Annotated in this window: 28 protein-coding genes and 2 tRNA genes; 17 read left to right on the top strand and 13 right to left on the bottom strand. The window is 68.4% G+C overall.

What is annotated here, in order from left to right:
- Positions 1–239 precede the first annotated feature (239 nt).
- Positions 240–1,196 (top strand): cold-shock protein, encoded by a 957-nt coding sequence (locus JOF36_RS40040; protein ID WP_210026511.1) that lies wholly within the window; start codon positions 240–242, stop codon positions 1,194–1,196.
- A gap of 247 nt (positions 1,197–1,443) precedes the next feature.
- Here the strand turns inward: JOF36_RS40040 and JOF36_RS10675 are convergent, their stop codons facing one another.
- The 4 genes from JOF36_RS10675 to JOF36_RS10660 form a co-directional block, all read right to left on the bottom strand.
- Entirely contained in the window at positions 1,444–2,187 is a 744-nt protein-coding gene (locus tag JOF36_RS10675; protein ID WP_210026510.1) for a class I SAM-dependent methyltransferase, read from the bottom strand.
- 261 nt (positions 2,188–2,448) lie between these two features.
- Positions 2,449–3,390, bottom strand: a complete 942-nt coding sequence (locus tag JOF36_RS10670) for a restriction endonuclease (protein ID WP_210026508.1) — start codon at positions 3,388–3,390, stop codon at positions 2,449–2,451.
- 702 nt (positions 3,391–4,092) lie between these two features.
- A complete protein-coding gene (locus JOF36_RS10665) occupies positions 4,093–5,235 on the bottom strand; it encodes an AAA family ATPase (protein ID WP_210026506.1) in 1,143 nt (380 codons plus the stop codon).
- Positions 5,225–5,968 carry a DUF6414 family protein gene (locus JOF36_RS10660; protein WP_210026504.1) on the bottom strand — a complete coding sequence of 248 codons (744 nt, stop codon included), beginning with the start codon at positions 5,966–5,968 and terminating at the stop codon, positions 5,225–5,227. The genes JOF36_RS10665 and JOF36_RS10660 overlap by 11 nt, the downstream gene beginning before the upstream one ends.
- A 587-nt stretch (positions 5,969–6,555) precedes the next feature.
- Here JOF36_RS10660 and JOF36_RS41360 point away from each other — a divergent pair.
- On the top strand, positions 6,556–6,876 hold the full coding sequence (locus tag JOF36_RS41360; protein ID WP_372447375.1) for a putative RNA methyltransferase: 321 nt from the start codon (positions 6,556–6,558) through the stop codon (positions 6,874–6,876).
- Here the strand turns inward: JOF36_RS41360 and istB are convergent.
- Both istB and istA read right to left on the bottom strand, forming a co-directional pair.
- Entirely contained in the window at positions 6,863–7,645 is a 783-nt protein-coding gene (istB, locus tag JOF36_RS10655) for an IS21-like element helper ATPase IstB (RefSeq protein WP_210025094.1), read from the bottom strand. The genes JOF36_RS41360 and istB overlap by 14 nt on opposite strands.
- Complete coding sequence (gene istA, locus JOF36_RS10650) at positions 7,642–9,222, bottom strand: IS21 family transposase (RefSeq protein ID WP_245350681.1); 1,581 nt, start codon at positions 9,220–9,222, stop codon at positions 7,642–7,644. Before istA ends, istB begins: the two co-directional genes overlap by 4 nt.
- 474 nt (positions 9,223–9,696) lie before the next feature.
- Here istA and JOF36_RS10645 point away from each other — a divergent pair, with 474 nt between their 5' ends.
- The gene (locus JOF36_RS10645) at positions 9,697–10,077 is read left to right on the top strand and encodes a class I SAM-dependent methyltransferase (protein ID WP_210026503.1); all 381 of its coding nucleotides are present in this window, start codon (positions 9,697–9,699) and stop codon (positions 10,075–10,077) included.
- Here the strand turns inward: JOF36_RS10645 and JOF36_RS10640 are convergent.
- Genes JOF36_RS10640 through JOF36_RS10630 form a run of 3 tightly spaced genes read right to left on the bottom strand, consistent with a single transcriptional unit; the run spans position 10,074 to position 12,450 of the window.
- Positions 10,074–10,832: a phosphotransferase gene (locus JOF36_RS10640; RefSeq protein WP_210026501.1), complete on the bottom strand. Its 759-nt coding sequence runs from the start codon at positions 10,830–10,832 to the stop codon at positions 10,074–10,076. The two genes, JOF36_RS10645 and JOF36_RS10640, sit on opposite strands and share 4 nt — an antisense overlap.
- 59 nt (positions 10,833–10,891) lie before the next feature.
- Positions 10,892–11,584, bottom strand: a complete 693-nt coding sequence (locus JOF36_RS10635; protein ID WP_210026499.1) for an HAD family hydrolase — start codon at positions 11,582–11,584, stop codon at positions 10,892–10,894.
- Complete coding sequence (locus tag JOF36_RS10630) at positions 11,581–12,450, bottom strand: winged helix-turn-helix domain-containing protein (protein WP_210026498.1); 870 nt, start codon at positions 12,448–12,450, stop codon at positions 11,581–11,583. Before JOF36_RS10630 ends, JOF36_RS10635 begins: the two co-directional genes overlap by 4 nt.
- Before the next feature lie 143 nt (positions 12,451–12,593).
- Between JOF36_RS10630 and JOF36_RS10625 the strand changes: the two genes are divergently transcribed.
- From JOF36_RS10625 to JOF36_RS10580, 10 genes are all read left to right on the top strand, one after another.
- Positions 12,594–12,980, top strand: coding sequence for a hypothetical protein (locus JOF36_RS10625; protein ID WP_307862309.1), 387 nt, complete (start codon positions 12,594–12,596; stop codon positions 12,978–12,980).
- A 326-nt stretch (positions 12,981–13,306) separates the two neighbouring features.
- The gene (locus JOF36_RS10620) at positions 13,307–13,495 is read left to right on the top strand and encodes a hypothetical protein (RefSeq protein ID WP_210026496.1); all 189 of its coding nucleotides are present in this window, start codon (positions 13,307–13,309) and stop codon (positions 13,493–13,495) included.
- Between the two features lie 3 nt (positions 13,496–13,498).
- Entirely contained in the window at positions 13,499–13,837 is a 339-nt protein-coding gene (locus JOF36_RS10615; RefSeq protein WP_210026495.1) for a hypothetical protein, read from the top strand.
- Entirely contained in the window at positions 13,837–14,025 is a 189-nt protein-coding gene (locus tag JOF36_RS10610; RefSeq protein WP_020621973.1) for a hypothetical protein, read from the top strand. Before JOF36_RS10615 ends, JOF36_RS10610 begins: the two co-directional genes overlap by 1 nt.
- A gap of 155 nt (positions 14,026–14,180) precedes the next feature.
- Positions 14,181–15,557 (top strand): FtsK/SpoIIIE domain-containing protein, encoded by a 1,377-nt coding sequence (locus JOF36_RS10605; protein WP_307862308.1) that lies wholly within the window; start codon positions 14,181–14,183, stop codon positions 15,555–15,557.
- Positions 15,557–15,772: a hypothetical protein gene (locus JOF36_RS10600; protein ID WP_210026493.1), complete on the top strand. Its 216-nt coding sequence runs from the start codon at positions 15,557–15,559 to the stop codon at positions 15,770–15,772. Before JOF36_RS10605 ends, JOF36_RS10600 begins: the two co-directional genes overlap by 1 nt.
- A complete protein-coding gene (locus tag JOF36_RS10595; RefSeq protein WP_245350780.1) occupies positions 15,769–16,425 on the top strand; it encodes a hypothetical protein in 657 nt (218 codons plus the stop codon). Before JOF36_RS10600 ends, JOF36_RS10595 begins: the two co-directional genes overlap by 4 nt.
- A gap of 95 nt (positions 16,426–16,520) precedes the next feature.
- Positions 16,521–17,876 (top strand): replication initiator, encoded by a 1,356-nt coding sequence (locus JOF36_RS10590; protein ID WP_210026491.1) that lies wholly within the window; start codon positions 16,521–16,523, stop codon positions 17,874–17,876.
- Complete coding sequence (locus JOF36_RS10585) at positions 17,873–18,091, top strand: helix-turn-helix domain-containing protein (protein ID WP_208824972.1); 219 nt, start codon at positions 17,873–17,875, stop codon at positions 18,089–18,091. Before JOF36_RS10590 ends, JOF36_RS10585 begins: the two co-directional genes overlap by 4 nt.
- Entirely contained in the window at positions 18,091–19,224 is a 1,134-nt protein-coding gene (locus JOF36_RS10580; RefSeq protein WP_210026490.1) for a tyrosine-type recombinase/integrase, read from the top strand. The genes JOF36_RS10585 and JOF36_RS10580 overlap by 1 nt, the downstream gene beginning before the upstream one ends.
- An 83-nt stretch (positions 19,225–19,307) precedes the next feature.
- On the opposite strand, the gene JOF36_RS10575 is transcribed toward JOF36_RS10580, so the two are convergent.
- A tRNA-Gly gene (locus tag JOF36_RS10575) sits at positions 19,308–19,378 on the bottom strand.
- Between the two features lie 146 nt (positions 19,379–19,524).
- On the opposite strand from JOF36_RS10575, the gene JOF36_RS10570 reads away from it, so the two are divergent.
- On the top strand, positions 19,525–20,064 hold the full coding sequence (locus JOF36_RS10570) for a sigma-70 family RNA polymerase sigma factor (RefSeq protein ID WP_307862307.1): 540 nt from the start codon (positions 19,525–19,527) through the stop codon (positions 20,062–20,064).
- Complete coding sequence (locus JOF36_RS10565) at positions 20,061–20,720, top strand: anti-sigma factor family protein (protein ID WP_210026488.1); 660 nt, start codon at positions 20,061–20,063, stop codon at positions 20,718–20,720. The genes JOF36_RS10570 and JOF36_RS10565 overlap by 4 nt, the downstream gene beginning before the upstream one ends.
- Positions 20,721–20,739: 19 nt before the next feature.
- Here JOF36_RS10565 and JOF36_RS10560 read toward each other — a convergent pair whose 3' ends face one another.
- Positions 20,740–21,294 carry a sortase domain-containing protein gene (locus JOF36_RS10560; protein WP_210026487.1) on the bottom strand — a complete coding sequence of 185 codons (555 nt, stop codon included), beginning with the start codon at positions 21,292–21,294 and terminating at the stop codon, positions 20,740–20,742.
- A 31-nt stretch (positions 21,295–21,325) separates the two neighbouring features.
- Entirely contained in the window at positions 21,326–22,093 is a 768-nt protein-coding gene (locus JOF36_RS10555; RefSeq protein ID WP_307862306.1) for a CHRD domain-containing protein, read from the bottom strand.
- Between the two features lie 147 nt (positions 22,094–22,240).
- On the opposite strand from JOF36_RS10555, the gene JOF36_RS10550 reads away from it, so the two are divergent.
- Both JOF36_RS10550 and JOF36_RS10545 read left to right on the top strand, forming a co-directional pair.
- Positions 22,241–22,378 carry a hypothetical protein gene (locus tag JOF36_RS10550; RefSeq protein ID WP_210026486.1) on the top strand — a complete coding sequence of 46 codons (138 nt, stop codon included), beginning with the start codon at positions 22,241–22,243 and terminating at the stop codon, positions 22,376–22,378.
- A 158-nt stretch (positions 22,379–22,536) separates the two neighbouring features.
- A tRNA-Pro gene (locus JOF36_RS10545) sits at positions 22,537–22,613 on the top strand.
- A 151-nt stretch (positions 22,614–22,764) separates the two neighbouring features.
- Here the strand turns inward: JOF36_RS10545 and JOF36_RS10540 are convergent.
- Complete coding sequence (locus tag JOF36_RS10540; RefSeq protein WP_307862305.1) at positions 22,765–23,202, bottom strand: tyrosine-type recombinase/integrase; 438 nt, start codon at positions 23,200–23,202, stop codon at positions 22,765–22,767.
- Between the last annotated feature and the right edge of the window lie 182 nt (positions 23,203–23,384).

The raw sequence follows: 23,384 nt of genomic DNA, 5'->3' as shown, positions 1-23,384 counted from the left end.
CCGTCCACCGCCGACCGGTCGCGCTCCTCGGTGCGGCCGGTGTGCGCGGTACGAGGTCGAAGGAGCTCGGCGCCCGCTGGGGTGATCGTCTGCGCTCGTAAGCACGATGGAGCAGCAGCGGCTGGTCGAGGACCGGCTCTGGCCCCGCACCTCCCGCCTGTGGGCCCCCGGCCCGACGGACCGCGAGGTCCGTCGGGGAGACTGGGGTCAGTGCCCGCCCTCCCGACCTGGAGCCTTCGATGCCACAGGGAACCGTCCGTTGGTTCGACGCCGAACGAGGTTTCGGCTTCCTCGCGCCCGAGGACGGCTCGCCGGACGTGTTCGTGCACGCTTCCGAGATCGTCGGGGACGGCGGAGCGAAAGTGCTCCGCGAGGGCCAGGCCGTCGTGTTCGAGGTCGGCGAGAACGACCGCGGGCCCCAGGCGCTGCACGTTCGCGTCACCGCCGACGCGGCCACCGGCAGCGCCGTGGGCCTGCTCGGCACCGTCAACTGGTACGAGCCGGGCAAGGGGTACGGCTTCGCGTCGCCGGACGGCGGCGGCGCCGACATCTTCGTGCACAGCTCCGCCATCGTGACCGGCGGCGTGGTCACCGAGGGGCAGCGGGTGGCCTTCCTGGTCGTCGAGGGCGAGCGCGGCCCGCAGGCCGGGCACGTGATCCCGCTGGGAGCGGGGGCCGGCCTACCCGCTGCGGCCGGCACCGCGGACGGCGCGGACGGTGCCGACGGCACGGTGGCCTGGTACGACGAGGACAAGGGCTTCGGCTTCATAAACCCCGACTCCGGCGACGGGGACGTCTTCGTTCACGCCCGGGCCTTGGCCGAGGGGCTGACGTGGCTCACGGAGGGCGACCGCGTCGCCTACGAGGTGGTTAGTGGAGACAAGGGCCCGCAGGCCCGCGACGTGCACCTGGTCCGGGGGGCCGAGCCCCAGACGGCGCCGCAGCGGTCGGCACCTGCCGCGGCCGCAGGGCCGGCGACGCGGGACGTGCCCGCACGAGGCGGCGAGGGCGTCGTCGCGCGCTACGACGGCGACCGCGGCTTCGGGTTCATCACCCCGGACGCAGGCGGCGACGATCTCTTCGCCCACGTGTCCGTGGTCATGGGGTCGGAGCCGCTGCAGAAGGGTGACCGGGTCCGGTACGCGGTGCGTCAGAGCGACCGGGGCCCGCAGGCCGACCGCGTCGAACGCCTCTGAAGAGGCGGCCCACCGCGAGGATCGAGAACCCCAGCTCAGTCGGCTTGCAAGACCCCTGGTCAGAGGGTGGAGCGGGCGACGGGAATCGAACCCGCGTAGCCACTTTGGAAGGCCTCGCAAGACTGGCACTCTGCGACGTTGACCTGCGGGGATAGGGGACGGACAGCCCCGCGACTGACCGTGGTTGACCGCCGGTAGTTGCACGCCAATTGCACGAGCTGAGCTCGGGTCCCGGCAGGTGAAAGGGCTACTCCCGACCTGCTTCAAGTGCGAAGAAGAGGAACCCGGGTGCAGTCGAAAAGTGAGCGAAGGCCCTAGGGTGTAAGTCGCGCGCCTCCGGAATGGGCTGCGGCTCAGTGATGCGCGTTACACGGAATCCAGCGGTCATGAAAGCGTCTAGCATCGACTGCAGTGACTTGCGCCAAAACCGCATGGGTACCCGCTGCCCTCCGAATTCCCACTCGAACTCGTAGCTGGTGTTTTCAAAGTAGTCCGGCCGGGGCTCGTGAATGGTGTACGCAACGATCGGGTGGTCGACGGAGGCGAACAGCCTGCCGCCGGGCTCCAGAACCCGCCGCATCTCGATCAGTACCGGAGCCCAGTCCTCGATGTAATGCAGCACCAGCGAGGCGATCACGTCGTCGAACGCGCCGTCTTCGAACGGTAGAGGGTCGTTGAGGTCGGCCAATCGCAGCTCAGCGTCGTCGCCGAGGCGCTTCTTCGCCAGGTCGAGCATCCCAGCGCTCGCGTCCATGCACGTGACAGCGGCCCCTTGGTCGCGCAGCGCAGCGGACAGCGTTCCCGAGCCGCACCCAGCGTCGAGGACGCGGCGGCCCGCTACGTCTCCAGCCAGCGCCACCATGGCGGGGCGCTCGTAGTACGCGTTGGCGAGGCTGTCGTCATTCTCCGCCGAGTAGGCTGCAGCAAAGGCGTCGTAGTCGTTTACTTGTGGCCGCCCCTGAGCCTCGGCGCCCGCTGGTACATCGGTCATCTGCCTCATCATGCCGAAGACAGTGGCCGTGCCTTAAGCCGGAGCCGGAGAGGCGCGGTGACCACCTCGACGTAAAAGCGGCGACGTGGTGCCGCCCTGTAGTGGCCGGTGCCGTGTCGTACCGACTGAGCTGGGCGTTCGTGCCGGAACGTCGTTCTGTATGCTGGGCGATCGTTGGCAGTCCGCTCCGGGATTGCTCCGGCTGAGTCCGGTCGTCGTGGCGCAGCATCAGAGGCTCCCTGAGGTCACCCGGTCCACTGACTACTCGAAGTAGTCCTCGTCAAGCTTGACGATCGTGTACGTCTGCACTTCCTGTACGCCGACCCCGCGATCGATCATGAGGTTCGCGAACCGTTCCCCATTGATGAGGATCACGCTCGCGTTGACAGAGCGCGCGTATTCCACGGCCTCCCGGGAGAAGGTGCTCGTAGTAATGAAGACACCTTGAGTGGCTTGTTGACCATGAAGGGCGCCGACGAACCCCTGTACCTGCGGTCGACCGACAACCGTGTCCGGTGCGTACCGCTTCGCCTGGACATAGATGCGAGCCAGACCGAGGGGGTCTTGGTCGATGACGCCGTCGACCCCGCCATCCCCGCTACCGCCGATGCGACGGGCGCGCTGCTCGACCCCTCCGTAGCCCATCGCGACCAACACGTCGAGGACCGATTGCTCGAGGAAGTCAGGACTGGCGGAGCGCAACCGTTCGAGCAGCTGCGTGCTGACCTCCGCTCGAAGCCGGGCGGTGCCAGCCTCGATCTGCTCGATCGGATCAAGCTCAGAGTTGTACTGGTTCTCCTGGACCGGTGTTGCGTTGTTCGATGGGACCTGCACACGCCGGGCCGGGACGTGGTCGCGGTACGCCGGAATCTGTCTCAGGTCGACCTCGTCCAGCCGGTGCGGGTGCTCGGCGAGCAGGCGCCGCCCCACATCGGTCACGGTGTACGACCCACGTCGCGGACGGTCGAGCGCTCCGGCTCGGGCCAGCGAGGAGACTGCCCAACCGACGCGGTTCCGGAACCGCTGCTGCCCGGAATCGAGGACCTCGTCTCGTTGGGCATCGGTGAGCTTGACATGGTCAGCGACGCGATCTTGAACCTCGCGAGCCTGGACCGTCTCCCCGTCACTGAGGACCTGAAGGACGGGCAGCAAGAAGCCGTCCCACGTCGGCATCTCGCTGACAGGCTGCAGAGCGTCAACCACGCGCAGCAGGCTATCTGTCCGATCAACCTGACTGCGAGCGAGTGACACACAGGCAGGACGGGCGGCAGGGGACTCATTCGTCCCGAAGCAACAGTGACTCGGGCACGACAGGCGATGATGCCCAGGTGGGCGGCATCGTCGAGTCCGTAGACGTCCGCTGGACGCTTCCTTAGGCAGGGGCCGTTGTCAGGCGGTTGGTCAAGCAGCTCCGCCATCACGTGCACCCTGAATCCGCGGAGACGAGATCCACTACTTTCGGCGGTGCCCGATGTTCGCCGTCATCCCTCGTGCGCTGCACGGACGCGGTGCCCCGTCTTCCCCCGGCAACGGTCCGTCGTCGGCTTCTGCCGTTCAATTCCGGGGGTAACCCGGGGCGAGCCCGCTCCCCCGCGCCTTCTGAGTGCCATCCCGTCGACCTGTCGCCAGACCGACCGTGTGGGCGCCCGTGGGCGGCCCTCGACGCAACCGCACCCGACCATGCCACGCTCCGCCCACGGGTGGCCGTGCGGTACGCCCTCCGGGAGGTCGGCGGGATGGCACGGTGTCACCATCCCGGAGACCTGCCCGCCCGGCGAGGGCGCTCCGTTGACCCCTTCTTGCGACCCGCCGGGCGGACTCCTGTCGACACGCGAGGAGCGGAGCCCAGTTGTCACAAGTGCTGATATGTCCGAGAACTCAAACTGTGTCCCCAAGCGCGACGCGTCAGCTCGGAAGAGCCTTGCCTTCCTCTTCCAGCATTGCGCGCACCAGCATCAGCGAGATGACCTCGTCGATCAACTTTCCCAACTTTCGAACGTTTCCTAGATTTTGTAGTCGCGCTTGCAGCATCGTCTTAATCTTAGGGAGATCCAGCCACTCCTGCTCTACCGCTGTCAACGTAGAGAACCTTCCATCGACGATCCGGTCGATAACTCGCTTCACCCCCTCTGCATCCAGAGAGGCAAATTCCACTAAAGCATCGAATCGAGAATACAGCGCATCCCCAAGAGCGGCACGTATATCATCCTCCGTTCTATAGTTTGATGTGCAGATCACTAAGGATGCGCCGAGCTCTACACGATAGTTCTTGTCTTCAAACACTCCATCGTCGAAGAGCTGATAGAAGGCGCTGTGAAAGATCGGATTCGCCTTGTCGAACTCATCAACCAAGATGACGCCGGACTCACGGTCGAGCAGATCGTGAGCGAAAGAGACTTCGGAGTGGGCCCCCCCGAAGACGTACGATGCAAATTTCTCGCTGTGAAACATTGAGAACTGCTTGCGCAGCAGCGCGCCGCCGAGTAGTCCGTTGATGAAGTGTGCGGTCTCCGTCTTCCCAACACCCGAAGGTCCGTAGAACATCAGAACGACCGGCGTACTTCGGCGTATTGTAGTCAGCGGGTACAACGCAGCTAGAAGCGACTCCCTTACGGCCCCTTGTCCGACCAGGTGATCAGCAAATCCATCACGGAAGGCAACGAGAACGTCCTTGGTTACCACGGGATAAACGAACCGCTGCACCTCGGTTGCGAATACTCTCTCGAGCTGCGAATGAACGCGCGCAGGAGGGTTATGCAAGTACAGGCACTCGGGGCTGATCTTTCGGATGAGGCTTACAAAGTTCGTGATCGCGTGCTCGTTCAATGTAGCGTAATCGCCCGACTCAGCGACCACCAGCTCAGGCTGCGGATCGGACTCGTCAGGCGGCGGCGAGTCCTGACCTTCAACAGCTAATGTATGGCGACGTTTAGCCTCGTCAAGCTCATCGACAAGATCAAGGAGACTCTCCCCCTTATCTTGCCCAAGTTGCTCCTTGAACCACGACGGAGGGCCGTAGAAGATCTTAACCTCGACATCAGCCGACATGCTCGACCCCAGCAAACAACACGTCGTAGACGTTCAAGAGGAGGTCATCCCGAGTGGGCTTCGCATCAACAATGTCGGCCGCGGATGGCAACGTCTCGTCCGCACCAACGGCCATCTCTGCCTTCATGTCGAGCGCTTTGTTTGCAGTTCGCCCAACAAGTACTCCATGAAATGTTAAATTCATCCGACCGAGATCGGCCAATCCGTAATTGTTTCTAAACGCCTTAATATTGAAGCGAAGGACGTGAATCGTCCCGCCCGAATCTTCACCAAGAAGCTCGTAGTAGCCCTTGGCTCCTGCGAGCGTCTCGTCCATTCGAGCTAGATCGATCGGCGCATCTTCCATTCTAAGCATAACCATGTATGGCGTGAACATTTTTGCGAATGCCATAGACCCCTCCGGCGCAGTGACGCGAAGTTTAGTCAACTTCTGAACCCGCTCATCCTTAGCTGCACTACTGAGGTAGTCCGTCAGGATCGTGTTCGACAGTGTCTTACGAAGAAGACTCTGTCCGCTTTGGGCGATTTCCGCACCACCTGCAATTCCCGCTGAGCCACCTAGAAATGGAAGCCAACTGAACTTGGCTGCCACCTCAGCTTGCATTTTGCCGTGCAGCTTGCTGGTGCGATCTCGAACATCCTCGCTCGAAGCGACAGCCTTTCCGCCTGCCGAAATGTCAAGGTAATCAGATGCCGACTCTTCATCAAAGTACACAACTTTGATGATTGACACAGTCGCACTCTTGTTTGCATTAGCCATTGCGCTCCGATCGCAGTCACCGCTCTTCGTTCCATCGCTCGCTCGACTACCAGCGTGACAGCGACTCATCACGATCATCAGTTTTAACGATTTTGTCAGTAGCACGCACGCCGATGGACGATGCACCAGGCTCATCAGGGCCTACGCGTCTCGACTTATGACGGTCACGCCGTCGCACCGATCAGACTGCGCGGAGAGGCTGGGCGGGGACCGGCCGGAGGCCGCACGCCCCGGGCAGCCTCTCCGCGGCGGCGCCGGAGGCGGCGCCTTGATACCGAATGGAAGGTCTAGACACGGCGAGCGCTGACGTCGTTGTCGTGTCCCGGCTGATGCTTGACGTTCCGGTCTCACCTGATGCTTGACGTTCGGGCGCGGATCGAGCAGGTACGGTCAGGGGCATGTGGCTCCCGCTCGCGAAGCGCCCCCGTACCGCCTGAGGCGGTGCACCCCGCCGTCCGACCCTGCTAGGTCCGACGGCCTCTCACCCGTGCCGACATGGGCTTGTCGTGTAGACGTGACACCGCCGCACTCCCGCTTCCGCACCCAGGGACTGCGCGACTGTGGAGACCTCCCCTGCCGTCGGCTGCCACGCTGACGGCTCTTCCCGATACCCGACCTCGCTGGACGCCGTTCTCGAACGGCTCCGGTGCCCGCAATGCCACGCCGCCGTACTGCGCCGAGACGGCAGGACCGTCCACTGCCAGAGAGGCCATTCCTTCGACATCGCCCGCCAGGGCTACCTCACACTGCTGTCCGGCCGACGCCGCCACCGTGGAGACACCGCGGAGATGGTGACGGCCCGCGATGTCAATGGCCAGTTTGTGGTCCCCGCTGGTGGCCGGGTGAAAGTCCCCGGTCCGGGGTTGTTCAGCTGGTGTTGATGGCGGCTCCCTTCTTCGCGTTTCGGGCTTCGCGCATGCGGTAGGAGTCGCCGCTGGTGACGACGACCTGGGCGTGGTGCAGGAGCCGGTCGAGCAGGCTGACCGCGGTGGTGTGTTCGGGCATGAACCGCCCCCATCGGTCGAAGGGCCAGTGGGAGCTGATGGCGAGGCTGCGGCGTTCGTAGGCGGCGGCGACGAGCCGGAACAGCAGTTGGGCGGCGGTGTCGTCGAGTGGGGCGAACCCGATCTCGTCGATGATGATCAGGTCATGGCGCAGTGTGTGGTCGATGAGTCGGCCGACGGAGTTGTCGGCCAGGCCGCGGTAGAGCGCTTCGACCAGGTCGGCGGCGGTGAAGTAGCGGACCCGGTGCCCGGCCTCGACCGCCGCCGTGCCAAGCGCGACGAGCAGATGCGACTTCCCGGTGCCGGCCGGGCCGACCAGGGCGAGGTTCTCCGGGGCGCGGATCCATTCCAGCGAGGCGAGGTAGTCGAACGTGGCCTGGGGGATCGAGGAGGCGGACAGGTCGAACTCGTCGAGGGTCTTGGCGACCGGGAACCCGGCCGCCTTGCGCCGGTTGGCGATGTTGGAGGCGTCCCGGGCGGCGACCTCGGCCTCGACCAGGACCCGCAGCAGCTCCTCAGGACGCCAGCGCTGGGTGCGGGCGGTGAGCAGCAGCTCCGGCGCGAGGCGGCGCATCGCGGCGAGCTTGAGTCGTTTGAGCCCGGCCTCGAGGTCCGCGTCGAGCGCCGGGGGCTTGCTCGCAGTCATGACGCATCACCCTCGACGACACCGCCGGCGGGTGTGGCGGTGTCGGTGAAGACGGCGTAGTCGGTCAGCGAGCGGGTCGGGACCGCGGGCAGCTCGACCACCAACGCCTGCCCGGCCGGTTGGGGTCTCGGTGCGGCAGCGCCGGCGGCGAGGATGGACCGGACGTCCTCGGCCCGCCAACGACGGAACGCCGTCGCTCGGGCCAGCGCGTCGAGCAGAGCCTGTTCGCCGTGAGCCTGGCCGAGTGCGAGGAGCTCGCCGAGCTCGGTGCCCAGGCGGGCCGATCCGGCTGCGACAGCACCGGTCAGGAACGCCTGCGCGGCGGGCCCGAGTGCGCAGAACGTCTTCTCGTCAGCGGTCTTCGGGCGGGCCGCCCGAACCGGAGTCGTGGGGCGCGGCCCGCCGTAGTGGGCGTCGATCACCGACGCCTCGCCCGGCCCGACCAGGCGGTGCTCGGCCAACACCACCCCGGCCCCGGCAACTGCGCCGACCCTGCCGCCGGGTGTGGCGGTGGACAGGATGGTGAGGCGGTCGGCGTGGGTGCGGACCTCGACCCGGGTGCCGATCGCGGTGGTGGGGACCGAGTAGCGGGCCGACCCGAACCTCACGCAGGACAACCGGTCGACTTTGCGGATCACCGCCGGGCCGGTGATCCGAGGGCGCAGCGACGGGAGCCCGCCCAAGACGTCGAGCTCGTGTTCGGCCAGCCGCTCAGCGGGGATCGCCGCGATCTCCGAGTGCGTCACCGCGTTGACCTCCGCGCACCACTGCTGCGCTGCGGCGTTGGCCGCGGCCAGGTCGGGGCGTCCCGGCCCCCCGGTGTCCCCGGTGTCGAGGTCGACCAGGTCGCAGCCGATGATCAGGTCGGCTTTGGCGTAGCCGACGAGGTTCTCCACGATGCCCTTGGACTCCGGATCGTTGCCGTGGCAGAAGTCCGGGCGGAACCGGTAGTGGCTGGCGAAGCGCACGTAGTCCGGTGTCGGGACCACGAGGTCGGCGACCACGGCGGCCTTCAGACACCCCATCCGGTCGGCGAGCACGACCTTCGGGACCCCGCCGATGGTCTCGAAGCACTCGGCCAGCATGTTCAGGGTGGTCTCGGCGCGTTCGTCGACGGCGAAGCGGACGAACCGCACCCTCGACCAGGCCAGCACGGCGCAGAACACGTGCAGCCCGGCGATCACGCCCCAGTCGATGACCAGGTGCTCGCCCGGGGACCACACCGCCGGACGCCGCCCGCGGTGATGATCGCGGCGCCAGTCGGCCTTCGCTTGCGCGACGAGGCGGCGGAAGTTGCGCGCCGAGCCCTCGTAGCCCGCGGCGCGAGCATCGGGCAGCAGCCGCTTCGCCGAGATCCTGCCCTTGGTCTTCTCCACTCGCCCGGCGACCAGCTCGGCGACCGACTCATAGTTCCGGGAGCGTGGTTTGCGTTGCGGGACAACACCCCCCGCGTCATGACGCTCGATGACCCGACGCACGGTCTTCGGTGTCGTGGCGCAGATCGCGGCCGCGCCGCGATAACTGCCGACATCCCGATAGGCCGAAATGATGTCCATCCGTTCCCTCGCAGACTTCAATGGGAGACCCCTGGGTGGTGCGGCGGCTGGCTTCGACAACCACCACCGTCACCGCCCAGGGCCTCAACCCGGCGTACGACACGACGAGGGACCGGGGACTTCTATCTGGCCACCAGCGGGGACCTCACAAGGCCACCCGCGGGGACCTGAACCTGGCCACCAGCGGGGACTTTTTCATGGCCACGGACACGCGACTCGTTCCTGGGCCAGGGCCACTACGACGCCCTGCGCTCGACCATCACAGCGTTCGCCGCCGAGCACGCCCCACAGCAGAGCAGGCTCGTCGCCGACCTCGCCGGAGGCACCGGCTACTACCTCGCCGCCACTCTCGATGCTCTTACGCACGCGTGGGGCGCGACCCTCGACCTGTCGACTGCAGCCCTACGGCGCGCGAGCCGCGCCCATCCGAGGGCCGCCGCCATCGGAGCGGACATGTGGCAACCACTGCCCCTCGCGTCACGGTCAGTCGATATCGTGCTGAACGTCTTCGGCCCACGGACACCCGCCGAGATCAACCGCGTCTTGATCGATGACGGGGTCCTGCTCATGGCCACGGCGGGCACGGAGCATCTGCGTGAGTTGCGCGGCCGCCTCGGAACGATCGGCATCGACTCCCGCAAGGCGGACCGGCTGCAGCACGCCTTTGAGGGCTTCGTCGAGGTCGCTCGACAACCGGTGAGATGGCGGCTCGCCCTAAGCCGCGACCAGGTGCGAGCACTCGTCGACATGGGGCCCAGCGCCCATCACATCGACTCAGACCACCGCGACCGCGTCCTGCAAGAGCTGCCGAACACCCTGGGACTGACCGCTGCTGTGGATGTTGTTGTTCTCCGTCGCGATACGAGCGGCGGTTAGACGGTCGCGGCGTCGGCGACGACGGTCCATCCTGCGGCACGGTCGGGATCGTCCCCGCTGCCCAGGGCGATACTTCGGGCCAGTGCGCGGGCCGTGTCGAGGTCGTCATAGCTCAGCTTGAGTGCAAGCACGGCGATGTCGTACGCGGCTTCACCGTTCATCCCGCGGGGGTCGATGAACCACAATCGTCGGCCCCCGTGCAGGACGTTCGGAGGCGAGAGATCGCCGTGGCAGAGGCCCGGGCGCAGGTCGTCGGCAAGCTGGTCGAGCATGTCGAGTCCGGCGCGACGCTGTTCCTCAGCAGCAGGCCCGCGATGGGGCGGCTGGTCATCGGCCGGCGGTTCGGTGAGGCGAGCGCGCAACCACGGCACGATGCCGGGAGCTGATGCAGGACCGCTCCCGCTACGCAGGACACCCATCATTTCGCTCACCCTCGCAAGCTGGGACGGAGTCGGCTCCTGCTCGGCAAGTGAGGTCCCGGGGCTGATGGCGTCCATCGCGGTCCAGGTGCTGGTGGGAGTGTTGCTGACGAGATGCAGGGCAGGCGCCAAGTCGAGCGCTGCCAATCGCTCCGATACCGCAGCCTGGTGGGCGGCGGCAGGATCCGGACTCGATCGCAGGATCAAACGTGTCCCGGAGCGACTCGTTGCTTCGATGACGTGGGCTGATCGTGCGGAGAACGTTCGGCCGGTAGGTGTCACGGCGAGCGCGGCGCAGACCGCGGCCAGTTCGTTGGAAAGGCTCTCGATCCACACAGGCGCACGGTCAGGCCATCGACAGCGCACAGCGTCGGCAACAGCGGGGCTGAGAGAAGTCACGAGCGGAGTGCCCCAGCGAGGGTGTGCATGTCGTCGACGACGACCAGGGCGTCCGCGTCGGCCAGGCCCTCGGCTCGCTCGGCCTGCTTGGCATAGCCGATGCACGGCACTGCTGCTGCTGCCCCGGCGAGGACGTCGGTGATCGAGTCTCCGACGAACACCGCGTCGCTCGGTGCCGCTCGGGTGATGTCCAGTGCTGCGCGCAGTAGGTGGGGGTCGGGCTTCATCTGCTCGGGGTGCCCGAAAGGCCGGCCGATGATCTGCGCGACGTGCTCGGTGAGGTTGTGGCGGGCCAGGTAGGTGCGGATGGCTCGCTCGGAGTTGTTGCTGACGACCAGGACGGCGTGGCTGGTGGCGACGGCGGTGCGGATGAGCTCGTGGGCACCGGGGGTCGGTTCGGCTACGGTCGCGGCGCGGGTCTCGTGCTCGATGACGTGGGCCTCGACGTCACGACCGGACTCGGGCGAATGCCGGTACGCGGCTCGGAGCAGGACTAGCGGATCGTCGGTGCGAACCCCGCTGAGGTCGATGCCGTGCACGGTGGCGAACTGCCTTAGGGCTGCGGCGACCTCGGGTGCAGGGTGGCCGGCGAACAGATGCGCGACAGGCCCGTCGAAGTCCAGGAGCAGGACCCGGGCGCCGCGGAGCAGGTCGGCGAGCTGGGTGCGGGTGCCGGTCGGGAGGGTCACTGCGGGTACTCCCGGGTGATGGTGGTCCACACGGAGTCGAACCAGGTGCGGGCCTGGGTGACGTACTGGGGGCCGTTGCTGGTGTCGGCGTCGTCGCCGCTGGAGAAGTGGAACAGGGTGGCGTCCTTGCCCATCGGGTCGAAGATCGGCACCGGGGCCTTGTCGATCGTGACGGTGTGTTCCAGGACGGGGTAGAAGCCGAAGAACGCTTCCTCGTCGTTGATCAGGTAGAGCTTGAACAGCGGCGAGGCGCTGTGCGCCCGGACCTCTGCGGTCGCGGTCTTGACCAGCCCCAGGTCGGCAAGCTCCTGGACGCCGTCGGTGATGCTGTCCACCGCGCGGCGGGTGATGCGATCGGCGCGCTTGCGGACGGCGGGGTCGTCGGCGGCGGTGTCGGCTCGGCACGGGAGCGCGAGGGGGACGCCGGGGTCGGACAGCATGATCCGCACGGCGATGGACTCCGGGCTCAGGCGTCCGGCGCGGACCTTGTCCAGGACCTCGGACAGGGTGTTGGCCAGGGTCTCGCCGGAGAACCCGGCGAAGTCGATGCGCACGTGCGGGCGCTCGAACGCGGCTTCGATGTGCGGGCGCAGCCCCACCGGTAGCTCGGTCTGGGCGCGGACGAACACCCCGCTTCCCTGGCGGCTGATGAGCAGTCGCTCGGCGTAGAGGGGGCGTAGCGCGGCCTTGACCGTCTCGCGGGCGACGCCGTAGCGCTCGGCCAGGTCAGGTTGCGATGGCAGCTTCTCCCCCGCCTTGAGCTTGCCGAGCTTGATCGCGGCGCGGATCTGGTTGGAGATCTGCTGCGACGGGGTGCGCGGATCCTCCGGGTCCAGGTGCGCGAGGAACTCAGCTGGCGTGCTCATGACCCCACGGTATCGGTCGGCTGACTAGCCCGGCTAGCCATCTTCCTCGTTCGTGCTTGACATGGCTAGCCAAGCCGGTCATTCTGATATGGCTAGCCAAGCTGGTCAGGTGAACGAAGGAGAGAGCGATGAGGGATCTTCCGGTGGTGCTCGACGGCTTCAAGCTCACGGTGGTGGAGCCGCCCGCGCCCAAGACCCGTCAGGACGCGAATGGTGCGGAGGTGCCGGTGACGGATCGGGATGGGGTGACGCAGTTCGTGGTGTCGCTGTTCGCCAAGCTCCAGGTGCAGGCGGGTCAGCGGGCGCCGAAGGGTGAGGAGATCAAGGTGACCCTGACGACGGATCCGGGTGAGGGGTTCGGGGAGGACGCCCGGGTGCAGTTGATCGATCCGAAGATCAACCCGTACTCGATCGAGTCCGCGGATGGTCGGACGGTGTCGGGGATCGCGTTCAAGGCGATGGGCCTCAAGCACGCCCACCCCGCTCCGGCGCCGATGCGCCGTGGCAAGGACGACGAGAACCACTCCTGACCGACACCATCTGCGTGTCGTTCTGACCGCGGTGATGTGCGGGCCGGCCGCCTGATGTAGCGGCCCATTTGTCGCCGGAATGGTGTTCCGGCAATTCCCAGTAATTCCGAGTCGGGGACACCTGTGTCCTCTGCCAAGGGGTGATCTGCGGTGGTGTGTGGTGAATGCGGCGGTAGCCGGGCGTGCGATGTGTGCGACGGCTACGGCGACTCGACCTGCGGTGTCGAGTGTGGGGCGTGTGGTGGTTCCGGGGTCTGCCCGGGCTGCTTCGGAGACGGCGAGACCAGCAGCCCCACGGCGGCGCTGGCGGAGATGGAGATGACGCGATGAGCAAAACGACAAGCACCCGCCCGCGGGTGACCTCCGGTGTGGGTCGCCTGGTGCGGCGGCTGGAGGTTGAGCGGCGCCGCTGGGCCCGCACTGAGCACCCCGTCGTCGCGACGGAGCAGGCGTGGCGGGCCGGTGTCGCGGAGGGTCTGCGCCTGGCCCAGCTCGCCATCCGCAAGGGGGTCTGAGGCGTGGCGATCAACCTGGGCCCGCGGGATCGGATCAAGACCCTGCCGAAGGTCAACCGGCGGGCGCTGCGCAAGTACGGGGAGTTCTGGCGGGCATTGCAGCTGGTCGGAGACGCCCTCGCCGAGGCCGACAAGGTCGCAGCCAAGGCCACCGACTCCAAGCCCAAGCGCTCCGGAAAGGGCGTCTCGGCCAAGGCCGGCGTCCAGGGGGAGCACTGGTCGACTGCGTCGCCGGAGGAGATCCGGGCCTCGGCGAAGACCGCGCACGCCTCGCTGCGGGTCATGGCGTCGGCGGCGAAGAAGTGGGAGGCCGAGTTGGTCTCCCGCGAATGGAGGAAGTGATGTCGAAGGCTGTCGATCGGACCGTCGAAGAGCTGGATGCCGCGATGCGCGAACTCAAGCGTTCGCTGCATGGGATTCCGTATCGGACCGGTGGGTTCAAGAACACCCACGACAACCTCGCCCGCGACGTCGCCCACCTCACCGTCCACCTGGACTCAGCAAGGGGCGCGCTGCGCGATCAGAAATGACCACCTCGGGTGGTGGGGTCGCCCGCTGCACTGATTCTTGGCGGAAACACACAGCGGGCGCCCCTGCTACCCGACACAAACTCTCGTGAGGACTGGTAGCAGTGAACAAGCGTAGTAGCTCTGCAACACGTATGAACGGCCCGGCGCGCACTCATGTGGGTCGTGCGTCTCGGCCTCCGGGTCGGGAGTTCCAGGCGCTGGCGTGGACCGCGCGGCACCCGGGGTTCGTCGCCGTTCCCCTGGTCGTCCTGGGCCTCGTGCTGATGCTCGGGCCGCTCGTCACCGGGATTGGGCTCGGCGTCCTGGTCGCCTCCGTGGCGGTCTGGGGGCGTTCGCACCCGGCCAGCTTCGACCGGTTCGCTGCCCCCGCTCTGCGGGCCACGTGGCGGCGCTGGACGGTCTACCGCGGCCGTCGCTGGGCGCAGTTGATGTCGGACTGCGGGCTGACGAAGGAGCACCGCCACACCGGCGATCTGCTCGTCCCGCGGGTGCTGCGGGTGCGGTCGTCGTCGGCGTCGATCGACACCGTCTACGTCCGCATGGTCCGCGGCCAGGACGTCGCCTACTGGCAGGAACGCTCCTCCGTGCTCTGGGAAGCCCTGATCGCGCACCGGGTCGCCATCACCCGCCACCGACCAGGCGTCGTCGCAATCGTGATCGAGTGGGAGTTGCCGTTCACCCGCACCATCCCCGCCCCGGACATCCCTGAGACCACCGAGGATGTGGACCTGGGGGCGGTGGAGATCGGGGACAACGAGCGCGGCGAGCCGTTCACCGCACCCGTCATCGGCGGACACCGCCTCGTGGCCGGCGCCTCCGGCTCCGGGAAGGGCTCCGTGCTGTGGTCGACCCTGCGCGGCGTGGGCCCGTGCATCCGCGACGGCATCGTCCGGGTGTGGATGGTGGACCTCAAGGGTGGTGTCGAGACCGAGCAGGGCGCACCGCTGTTCCACCGCTACGCCACCACCATGCCCGCCGCGCTGGAGCTACTGACCGAGTTCCGGGACGCGATGCGGGACCGGCAGGACGACATGCGCGACCAGAACGTGCGCGCCTGCACCCCCAGCCCAGCGACGCCGGTGGAGCTGCTGGTCATCGACGAGATGGCCATGCTCACCGCCTACGGCGACCGCACATCGGTCCGGGATGCGCTGCGGCTGCTGGCGGAGGTCATGACCCAAGGTCGGGCGTCGCTGTTCGCGGTCCACGGTTACCTGCAGGAGCCCTCCAAGGACGTCGTGGACGTGCGGGAGCTGTTCACCCAGCGGATCTGCCTGGGCGTCACCGCGGCCTCCCACGTCGACATGGTCCTCGGCGAAGGGGCTCGGGAGCGGGGTGCTCTCGCTGATGAGATCCCCGGCGACGCCCGCCACGCCGGGATCGGGTTCGTCATCGACAAGGGGTCACGCCTCCCGGTCCGCTTCCGGGCCGCGTTCGTCTCCGACGACGACATCACCGAACTGGTCCAGCGCTGCACGCCCCCGCCGGACGCGGACGTGATCGACCTCGACACCGAGCGGGGGGCCGCCTGATGGGCACCACCACCGCATGGGTGCTCCGCACCTGGGCCAGATTCACCCTGCTCTTCGCACTGATCGTCGGCGGGACCTGGCTCTACCTCGGTACCACCTCGGGTTGGTTCTGGATAGCCACGGGCGGGGCCGTCGTGGCCGAGTGGTACGTGGTCCGCCAGCTCGCCCGTGAGTGGTCGTGGGAAGCTCGCGCGACCTGGTGGTGGTCGGCATGACCGGCACCATCCAGGGCGCACTGTTCGGGGACCCCGTGACCGTCGAGACCACCGACCACGGCCCCGCCGCGACGCAGGACCCGCGCGAAGTCGTCCGCATCGTCGCCCTGGCCCAGGACCCGGGACTGTTCCTCATCGAACGCACCGGCCTGGTCCTGCGCGCCGACCCGGCCCGGCCTGGCTGCGCCGAGCCAGTAGCCCGCCACGACGGGGACACCGTCGCCCAGCTCCTCGACACCGGACACCTCCGGCTCGGCGGCACCCACCACATCCACCACGCGGGTGCTGAGGGCCCGGCCCGGTCGGTGCTCGTGCCCAAGGCGACCCGGGACATGGTGTCCCGCTGGGACCACCTCCGGCCCATCCCGGAACCGGCCCCAGCGCCGGAAACCACGAAGACACCGCAGCGCTCCACCGGGCTGATCGGCGTCGACGTCGTGGAACCGGGCAAGGCCCTGGTCTGCCTCGGCACGACCGGTCAGGGCGGGACCGTGCTGCGCGACGGAGGCCGCTACCGGGTCGAGAACGATCACGGCGCACTCGTCGGCTACGCGTCGAGCTACCGGGCCGCTGCCCGGCTCCTGGCCCGCTACCACGGCTTCACACCGGGGCCGGTCGAGATCGAGCACGAGCACCGCCTCTACCGCCGCTGAGGCGGCCTGGCCCGGCTCCGCCGTTGTGAGTCCAGCTCCCGGCGGGGCCGGAGCCACCCCCACTCACTCACCTCGTCCCTCGGAGGGATGCCGTGATGACGGCTGCCACGACCACACAGCACGACCACGACCTGTCCCACCTGCTGCGCTCCGACGGCTTCCAGACCTGGCGCCGAGAAGTCACCGCCATCGGCGGCTGCGCCGCCCCCATCCACCTCACCGGCTCGTCGCGGATCTACGACCGTGCCACCGGCACCGTCCTCGCTGAGCGGGAAGGCGAGATCCTCGCCCCGTGCGGCAACCGCCGCGCGAGCGTGTGCCCCGCGTGCTCGGACCGCTACGCCTCCGACGCCTACCACCTCCTGCGCTCCGGAATGGCCGGCGGCAAGGGCGTCCCCGACAGCGCCGCCACCCACCCGCGGCGGTTCGTCACGCTCACCGCGCCCTCGTTCGGACCGGTCCACACCCGCCGGGTCACCGCCCGCGGCCTCGTCATCCCCTGCCGCTGCGGCGACAAACACCACCGCGACGACCCCCGCATCGGCTGCGCACTCGATCCTGAGTCGCACGACTACGTCGGCGCGGTGCTCTGGCAGGCCCACTCCGGGGTCCTCTGGAACCGCTTCGCCATCCGCCTCCGACGCCTGCTCGCCCAGTCCCTCGGCGTCCGGGTCCGCGACTTCCGCGACCACGCCCGCCTGTCCTACGCCAAGGTCGCCGAGTACCAGCGCCGCGGACTGGTCCACTTCCACGCCGTCGTCCGCCTCGACGGCCCCGAGGGACCCTGGACCGCCCCACCGCCCGGGATCACCACCGACGCGCTCCACGCCGCGATCCGGGACGCCGCGCACGACGTGTCGCTCACCGTGGACCGGCCGGACGGCTCTCCTCAGGTGCTCGCCTGGGGGACGCAGGTCGACATCCGGCCCATCGCCAGCACGACCGCGGCGGCGCTGGAGAACGACGACGGTGAGATCACGGACTCAGCGCTGGCGGCCTACGTGGCCAAGTACGCCACCAAGGGCACCGGCAAGTCCGAAGCGACCGACCGCCCGATCCGCGACATCGCCCACCTCGACCACCTCGACATCACCCCACACCACCGCAGGCTCATCGAAACCGCATGGGAGCTCGGCGGCCGCGAGGAGTACGACGGGCTGAACCTGCGCCGGTGGGCGCACATGCTCGGATTCCGCGGCCACTTCCTCACCAAGTCCCGCGCCTACTCGACCACCTTCGGTGCGATCCGCGGGGACCGGCGCACCTACCGGCTCGGGGAGACCCTGGCCGCTCTCGACACCCCGGCTGAGCCCGGATCAGTGCTGGTGGTCAACGACTGGGCCGTCGTCCACATCGGCCACCGCAACGACGCCGAACGAGAAATCGCACTCGGCATCGCCGAACGACGACGCGAACAGCGCACCACGCGAGCCCGGAAGGAGACGTCATGACCGCGCACTACCTGACCGTCCCCGAGGCAGCGGCCTACCTGAACACCTCGGTGCGCTTCGTCCGACGGCTGATCGCCGAGCGTCGGATCGCCTTCCACCACATGGGCAGGCACGTCCGGCTCCGCGTGACCGACCTGGAGGCCTTCGTCCAGGCCGGACGGGTCGAGCCGGTGGACGTCTCCGCCGTGCGTCGACAGCTTCGGAAGGTGAGCTGATGGCACGCGGCAACCGCCCCGGGCACCGCCGATTCGGCCTGATCAGGAAGCTGCCGTCCGGGCGCTACCAGGCCTCCTACCTCGGTCCCGATGGTCGACGACGAACCGCACCCGACACGTTCGCCCGCAAGCGCGAGGCCGAGCAGTGGCTCTCAACGGTCGAAACGGAGCTGCTGCGTGACGACTGGACCGACCCGGCTCTGGGCAAGATCCCGTTGCGCGAGTTCGCTGAGCAGTGGATCGCCGAGCACAAGATCAGCCGTAGGACCCGCGAGGAGTACGCGAGTCTCTGGGCGCTGCACCTCGCTCCGTACCTCGGCGACTACCCGCTCGGCCAGATCAGCACCGATCGCGTCCGATCCTGGCGGTCCACTCTCCTGAACAACGGACGTTCGGAGGACCGGACCGCCAAGGCCTACCGGCTCCTGCGCGCCATCCTCAACACCGCCGTCGACGACGGACTGATCAAGCGCAACCCGTGCCGGATCAAGGGCGCGGGCCAGCACCGGACCCCGGAGCGACCGACGGCGACGGTCGCACAGGTCAACCGGCTCGCCGGGCTGGTGCCTCCGCGCTTCCGGGTGCTCGTTCTCGCGGCCGCGTTCACCGGACTGCGCTGGGGTGAGCTGGTGGCCCTGCGGCGCTGCGACATCGATCTCGGCGGCGCAGCGATCCACGTCTACCGGCGCCTGGCCGAGCACAAGAACGGAGAGATCGAAGCGGGGCCCACCAAGTCCGTGGCCGGGGCCCGCACCGTCGCCCTACCCGACGTGCTGGTGACCGAGCTGCGCGAGCACATCGCCGAATACGCTGAGGAAGGCACGGAGGGCCTGGTCTTCACCGGCGACCGCGACGGCCCACTACGCCGAGGCAACTTCCACCGCGCCACCGCCTGGACCCGCACCGTCGTCGCCGCAGGCCTCCCGAGCGGCTTCCACTTCCACGACCTGCGCCACACCGGCAACCACCTCGCCGCCACGGCCGGGGCCAGCACCCGCGAGCTGATGCACCGCATGGGCCACGGCTCGATGCGGGCCGCCCTGATCTACCAGCACGCCACCAGCGAACGGGACCGAGCCATCGCGCGCCGCCTCAACGACCTGGTCCAGCGCGACGAGCACGACGACGGCTAATTGCACGCTAGTTGCACGACAACGAAGACGGCGCCCCTCCCAAGATCGGGAGTGGGCGCCGTTTCCGCTGGTAGAACCACCTGAGCGGGCGACGGGAATCGAACCCGCGTAGCCAGTTTGGAAGACTGGGGCTCTACCATTGAGCTACGCCCGCATGCCCCACCGAAGCCCGGTCGGACTCCCCCAGCGTAGCCGATCCCACAGCGGTGAACACCTGCGCCCCGCCGTACGAACACACCTTCCAGACGAACCGGGAGGTGACGGACACCGATGGCGGTGCGCAGACGAGCCTTGCGTGCGGTGCTTCCCGATGCCGCCGAACCCGGGCTGAACAGTGAGGGCGGCCTGCGGGCGGCCTACGCCGCGCACGGGGCGGAGCTCTACCGCTACGCGCTGCGCCAGCTCGGCGACGACGGCGGGGCCCAAGAGGTGGTGCAGGAGGTCTTCCTGCGGGCGTGGCGCCGCGCCGACGCCTACGACCCGTCGATCGCGAGCCTGCGGGTGTGGCTGTTCGCGATCGCCCGCAACGTCATCGTCGACGAGATCCGCCGGCTGAACGTGCGCCCATGGCGCCGCGAGCTCACCGACGAGCCCGAGTCCGGCCGGGACACCGTCGGCCCGGCCGACGACGCCCTGGTCGACACTTGGCTGGTGGAAGAGGCGCTGAGACGGCTCAGGCCCGAGCACCGGCAGGCGATCGTCGAGGCCTACCTGCGCGGACGTCCGCACGCGGAGATCGCCGCCGAGGCGGGGGTGCCGCTCGGGACGATCCGGAGCCGGGTGTTCTACGGGCTCAAGGCACTGAGACTGGCGATGGACGAGATGGGGGTGGAACCGTGACGCCGGAGGAGCACCGGACCCTGCGTGAGTCGCTCGGCGACCACGCTCTGAGCAGGTTGGGGGCCCACGAGGCGGCCACCCTGCAGGCCCACCTGGACGGCTGCCCGGAGTGCCGGGCCGAGCTCGAGGAGATCTCCTCGGTGCTGCCGGCGCTGCGCCGCGTCGATCCCGACCGGCTCGATCGCACGCCGGTACCACCGCCGGATCTGGGCGACCGGATCGTCGCGGCTGCCCGTGCCGAGGGGCGCGACGCCCCGGCCCGCCGGCGCTCGCGTTGGCTTCCGGTCGCTGCCGCGGCGGCGGTCGCGATCCTGGTCGGCGGGGCTGCCGGGTACCTGGCAGGCGACTACGACGGCATCCCCCGCGAACCCGTCGCGGTGCAGGCGATGGATCCCGCGGTGCAGGCCAGTGCCGAGGCGATCCCGCACACCTGGGGCGTCGAGATCGTGCTGGCCGCAGACGGCTTCGTCGACGGTTCCACCTACCGCGTCGTCGTCGAGTCCGACGACGGGCGAGCGGTCAACGCGGGCGAGTTCATCGGCACCGGGGCGAACCCGATGACCTGCAACCTGAACTCGTCGGTGTTGCGGGCCGAAGCAGCCGGATTCCAGGTGCTCGACGACCGCGGTTCCGTGGTGCTGCGCGGCGAACTCTGACCCAGGGCAACCTGGTCGTTCACGCCGCGCGGGCGTGCACGACCAGGTTGTCGTGGTAGCTGCGCTCGCCGCGGTCGAACTCCCCCGCGCAGGTGACCAGCCGGAGCACGTCGCCCGATGCCGCGCCGAACACCTCGAAGGTCGGGAACTCGTCCTTCGCGACCTGCTGCGTGCGTTCCACCGTGTAGCGGCCGACGGTCCCGTCGGCGCGTCCGACCTCGATCACGTCCCCGGGCACCAGGTCCCGCAGCCGGTAGAACACCGCCGGGCCGGAACGGGAGTCGACGTGCCCGAGCAGCACGGTCGGGCCGGGACCGTCGTGGTCGAACCAGCCGACGCGGTCGTAGTCCTGCGGGACCTCCGCGGCACCGTCGTCGGCGATGCCCAGACGCAGCAGCTCGGGCTCGTCGACGTCGATGGCGGGGATCCGCACCGACGTCGGCCCGATCTCGTCCGGGGCTGCCACGACCGGTGCCTGGGTGAGCGGGCCCGCGGGCCGTTCCGGCGCATCCGCGGGCCCGGTACCGCACGCGGTGACCAACAGGAGCAGCAACGCGACGACGCCCGGGAGCATCAGGGCTCCCGGGCGCCGGTCACGCGCGCGCTCAGCTCTGGGCACGGCCCCGTCGGAACATGACCACGCCTGCTCCGGCCACGCCCGCCAGCCCGGCGGCACCGATCGCGTAGGCCGCGGCGTCGTTCGACGAGCCGCCGGCGCCGGTCTCGACGCCACCCATCGGAACCTCCATCAGCTGGCCACGGACGGCACCGGCGCTGAAGTCGGCGGTGTGGGTGTCACCGAAGAACGCCGACGGGTTGGCCTCGATCTGCTTGAGCGAGAAGCCGGTCGCGGTGTCCTGACCGTTGTCGCCCTCGAGCCCGGTGGTGAACGGGCCCTGGATGCAGCCGGACGAGGTGCGGACGTCGCCGTCACCCTGGGGGTCCGGGAACGCCAGGCGCGGCGGCCCGGCCTGGCCCGCGGCGGCCTCGTGGATGTGCGTCGCGGTCTTCGCCGGGCTCTTGTACTCGCCGGTGACCCCGCGCAGCGTGAGGTCGTAGCAGACGATCTCCTCGTCGCTGTTGAGCCGGTAGTTGAACTCGCCGGTCGCGCCGTCCTGGCCGGGAACCGACTGACCGTCGTTGTTGATGATCATGTCGGGTGTCGCCGACACGGTGTACATGCTGGTGAACGAGTCCGGCTCAGAAACCGAACCGTCCTGGGCGAACGCCGTACCGGCGGTGGCAGCGAACGCGAGGGCACCTGCCGCGGTGACGGCGGCGAGGCGAGGCAGGGAACGGCGCATCGCGGAGTCCTTTCGGGGATTCTTGTCCTTGATGCCCTTCTCTACGACGGCTGCGGTGACCGCGTTCACCGGTTCACCCGATCCGTCGCCCCGACGCTCAGGTCGATCCCCGACAGGGTGGGGCAGGACACGTCGGGGGACGGGAACGGAACTCGAGATCGAAGCGATGCAATAGGTGAAGGCAACAATCCAGACACGATTGAAGAGAAGGAAGCGATGACTGCCCTGTCGCCCACGTCCGCCCCGGCCTCGACCCCGCGCATCCGCCTGAGCGGTCTCGCGGCCCTCGCCATCGGATCGCTGGCGAGCCTCAGCGGCGCCATCCCGATGGCGTTCCTCCTGCTGACGTCCTGATCACGCGACGGACGGCTGGGTCCGTTCGTCCTACACACCGCGGTTGTCGTCACACCGCAGCGTCCACGTGCTGCCCGAGCACCGAGGCCGGGCAGCACCGGACACCGCGGGGCAGGTCCTCGTCCGACGAGAGCGGGTCGGGGCTAGACTCCGTCCGACGGGGTGTGGCGCAGCTTGGTAGCGCACTCGCTTTGGGAGCGAGGGGCCGTGGGTTCAAATCCCGCCACCCCGACCAGCGGAAACGTCGCCGTGAGCGGCGTGCCGGACGCGGTTGACAGCGGTATCTGACAGCAACCTCAGTGCTCGTTGCTGTTCTCGGCGGCACTACCGAGCTGAGTGTTCGGCAGGTCGAGGGCGTCGCGCTGGCTGTCGAGCGTGACGTGACCCTAGACGTACATCGTCATCTCGATCGCGCTGTGTCCGACGATCTCCATCACGATCCGCGGGTGCACGCCGAGCGAGAGCAGCAGGCTCACGCAGGTGTGCCGGAGGTCGTGCAGCCGGACCTTGCGGAACCCGTGCCGTTCGAGCAGAGCGTGGAACGTGCGGGTCAGTATCCGCGGTTCCAGTGGCGTCCCGACCGACGAGGTGAACACGTACGGGGTGTCCGTCCAGGTCTCGCGCGCAGCAGCGGTCCGTTCGGCACGCTGACGCTTCTCGTGCTCGCGCAGGGCGTCGACGACCATCTCGGGAAGCAAGACCGTCCGGCGGGACCAGCGGGTCCTGGTGGGCAGTTCCTGCAGCCGCCCCCGGGGCGCTGCAGTCCACGTTGGATCTCGATGGTGCCGCGGTCGAGGTCCACGTCGTCCCAGTGCAGGCCGCACATCTCCGATCGCCGGAGGCCGAGCACCAGGACACTCACCCAGAGCTCGTGCAGCCGGTGGGTCTTGGCCGCGCGCAGGAACGCCGTCGCCTCCTCCGCTGTCAGGGGCTCACTCAGGGTGTCCCGTGACGGCTGGGCGGCCTGGACGCTGCGGACGACGTTGCAAGTCACCAGCTCCTCGGC

It is taken from the genome of Pseudonocardia parietis (assembly GCF_017876315.1).
GTDB lineage: Bacteria > Actinomycetota > Actinomycetes > Mycobacteriales > Pseudonocardiaceae > Pseudonocardia > Pseudonocardia parietis.
The sequence above is the reverse complement of the archived record's forward strand: the minus strand, read 5'-3'. Positions and strand labels throughout refer to the sequence as shown.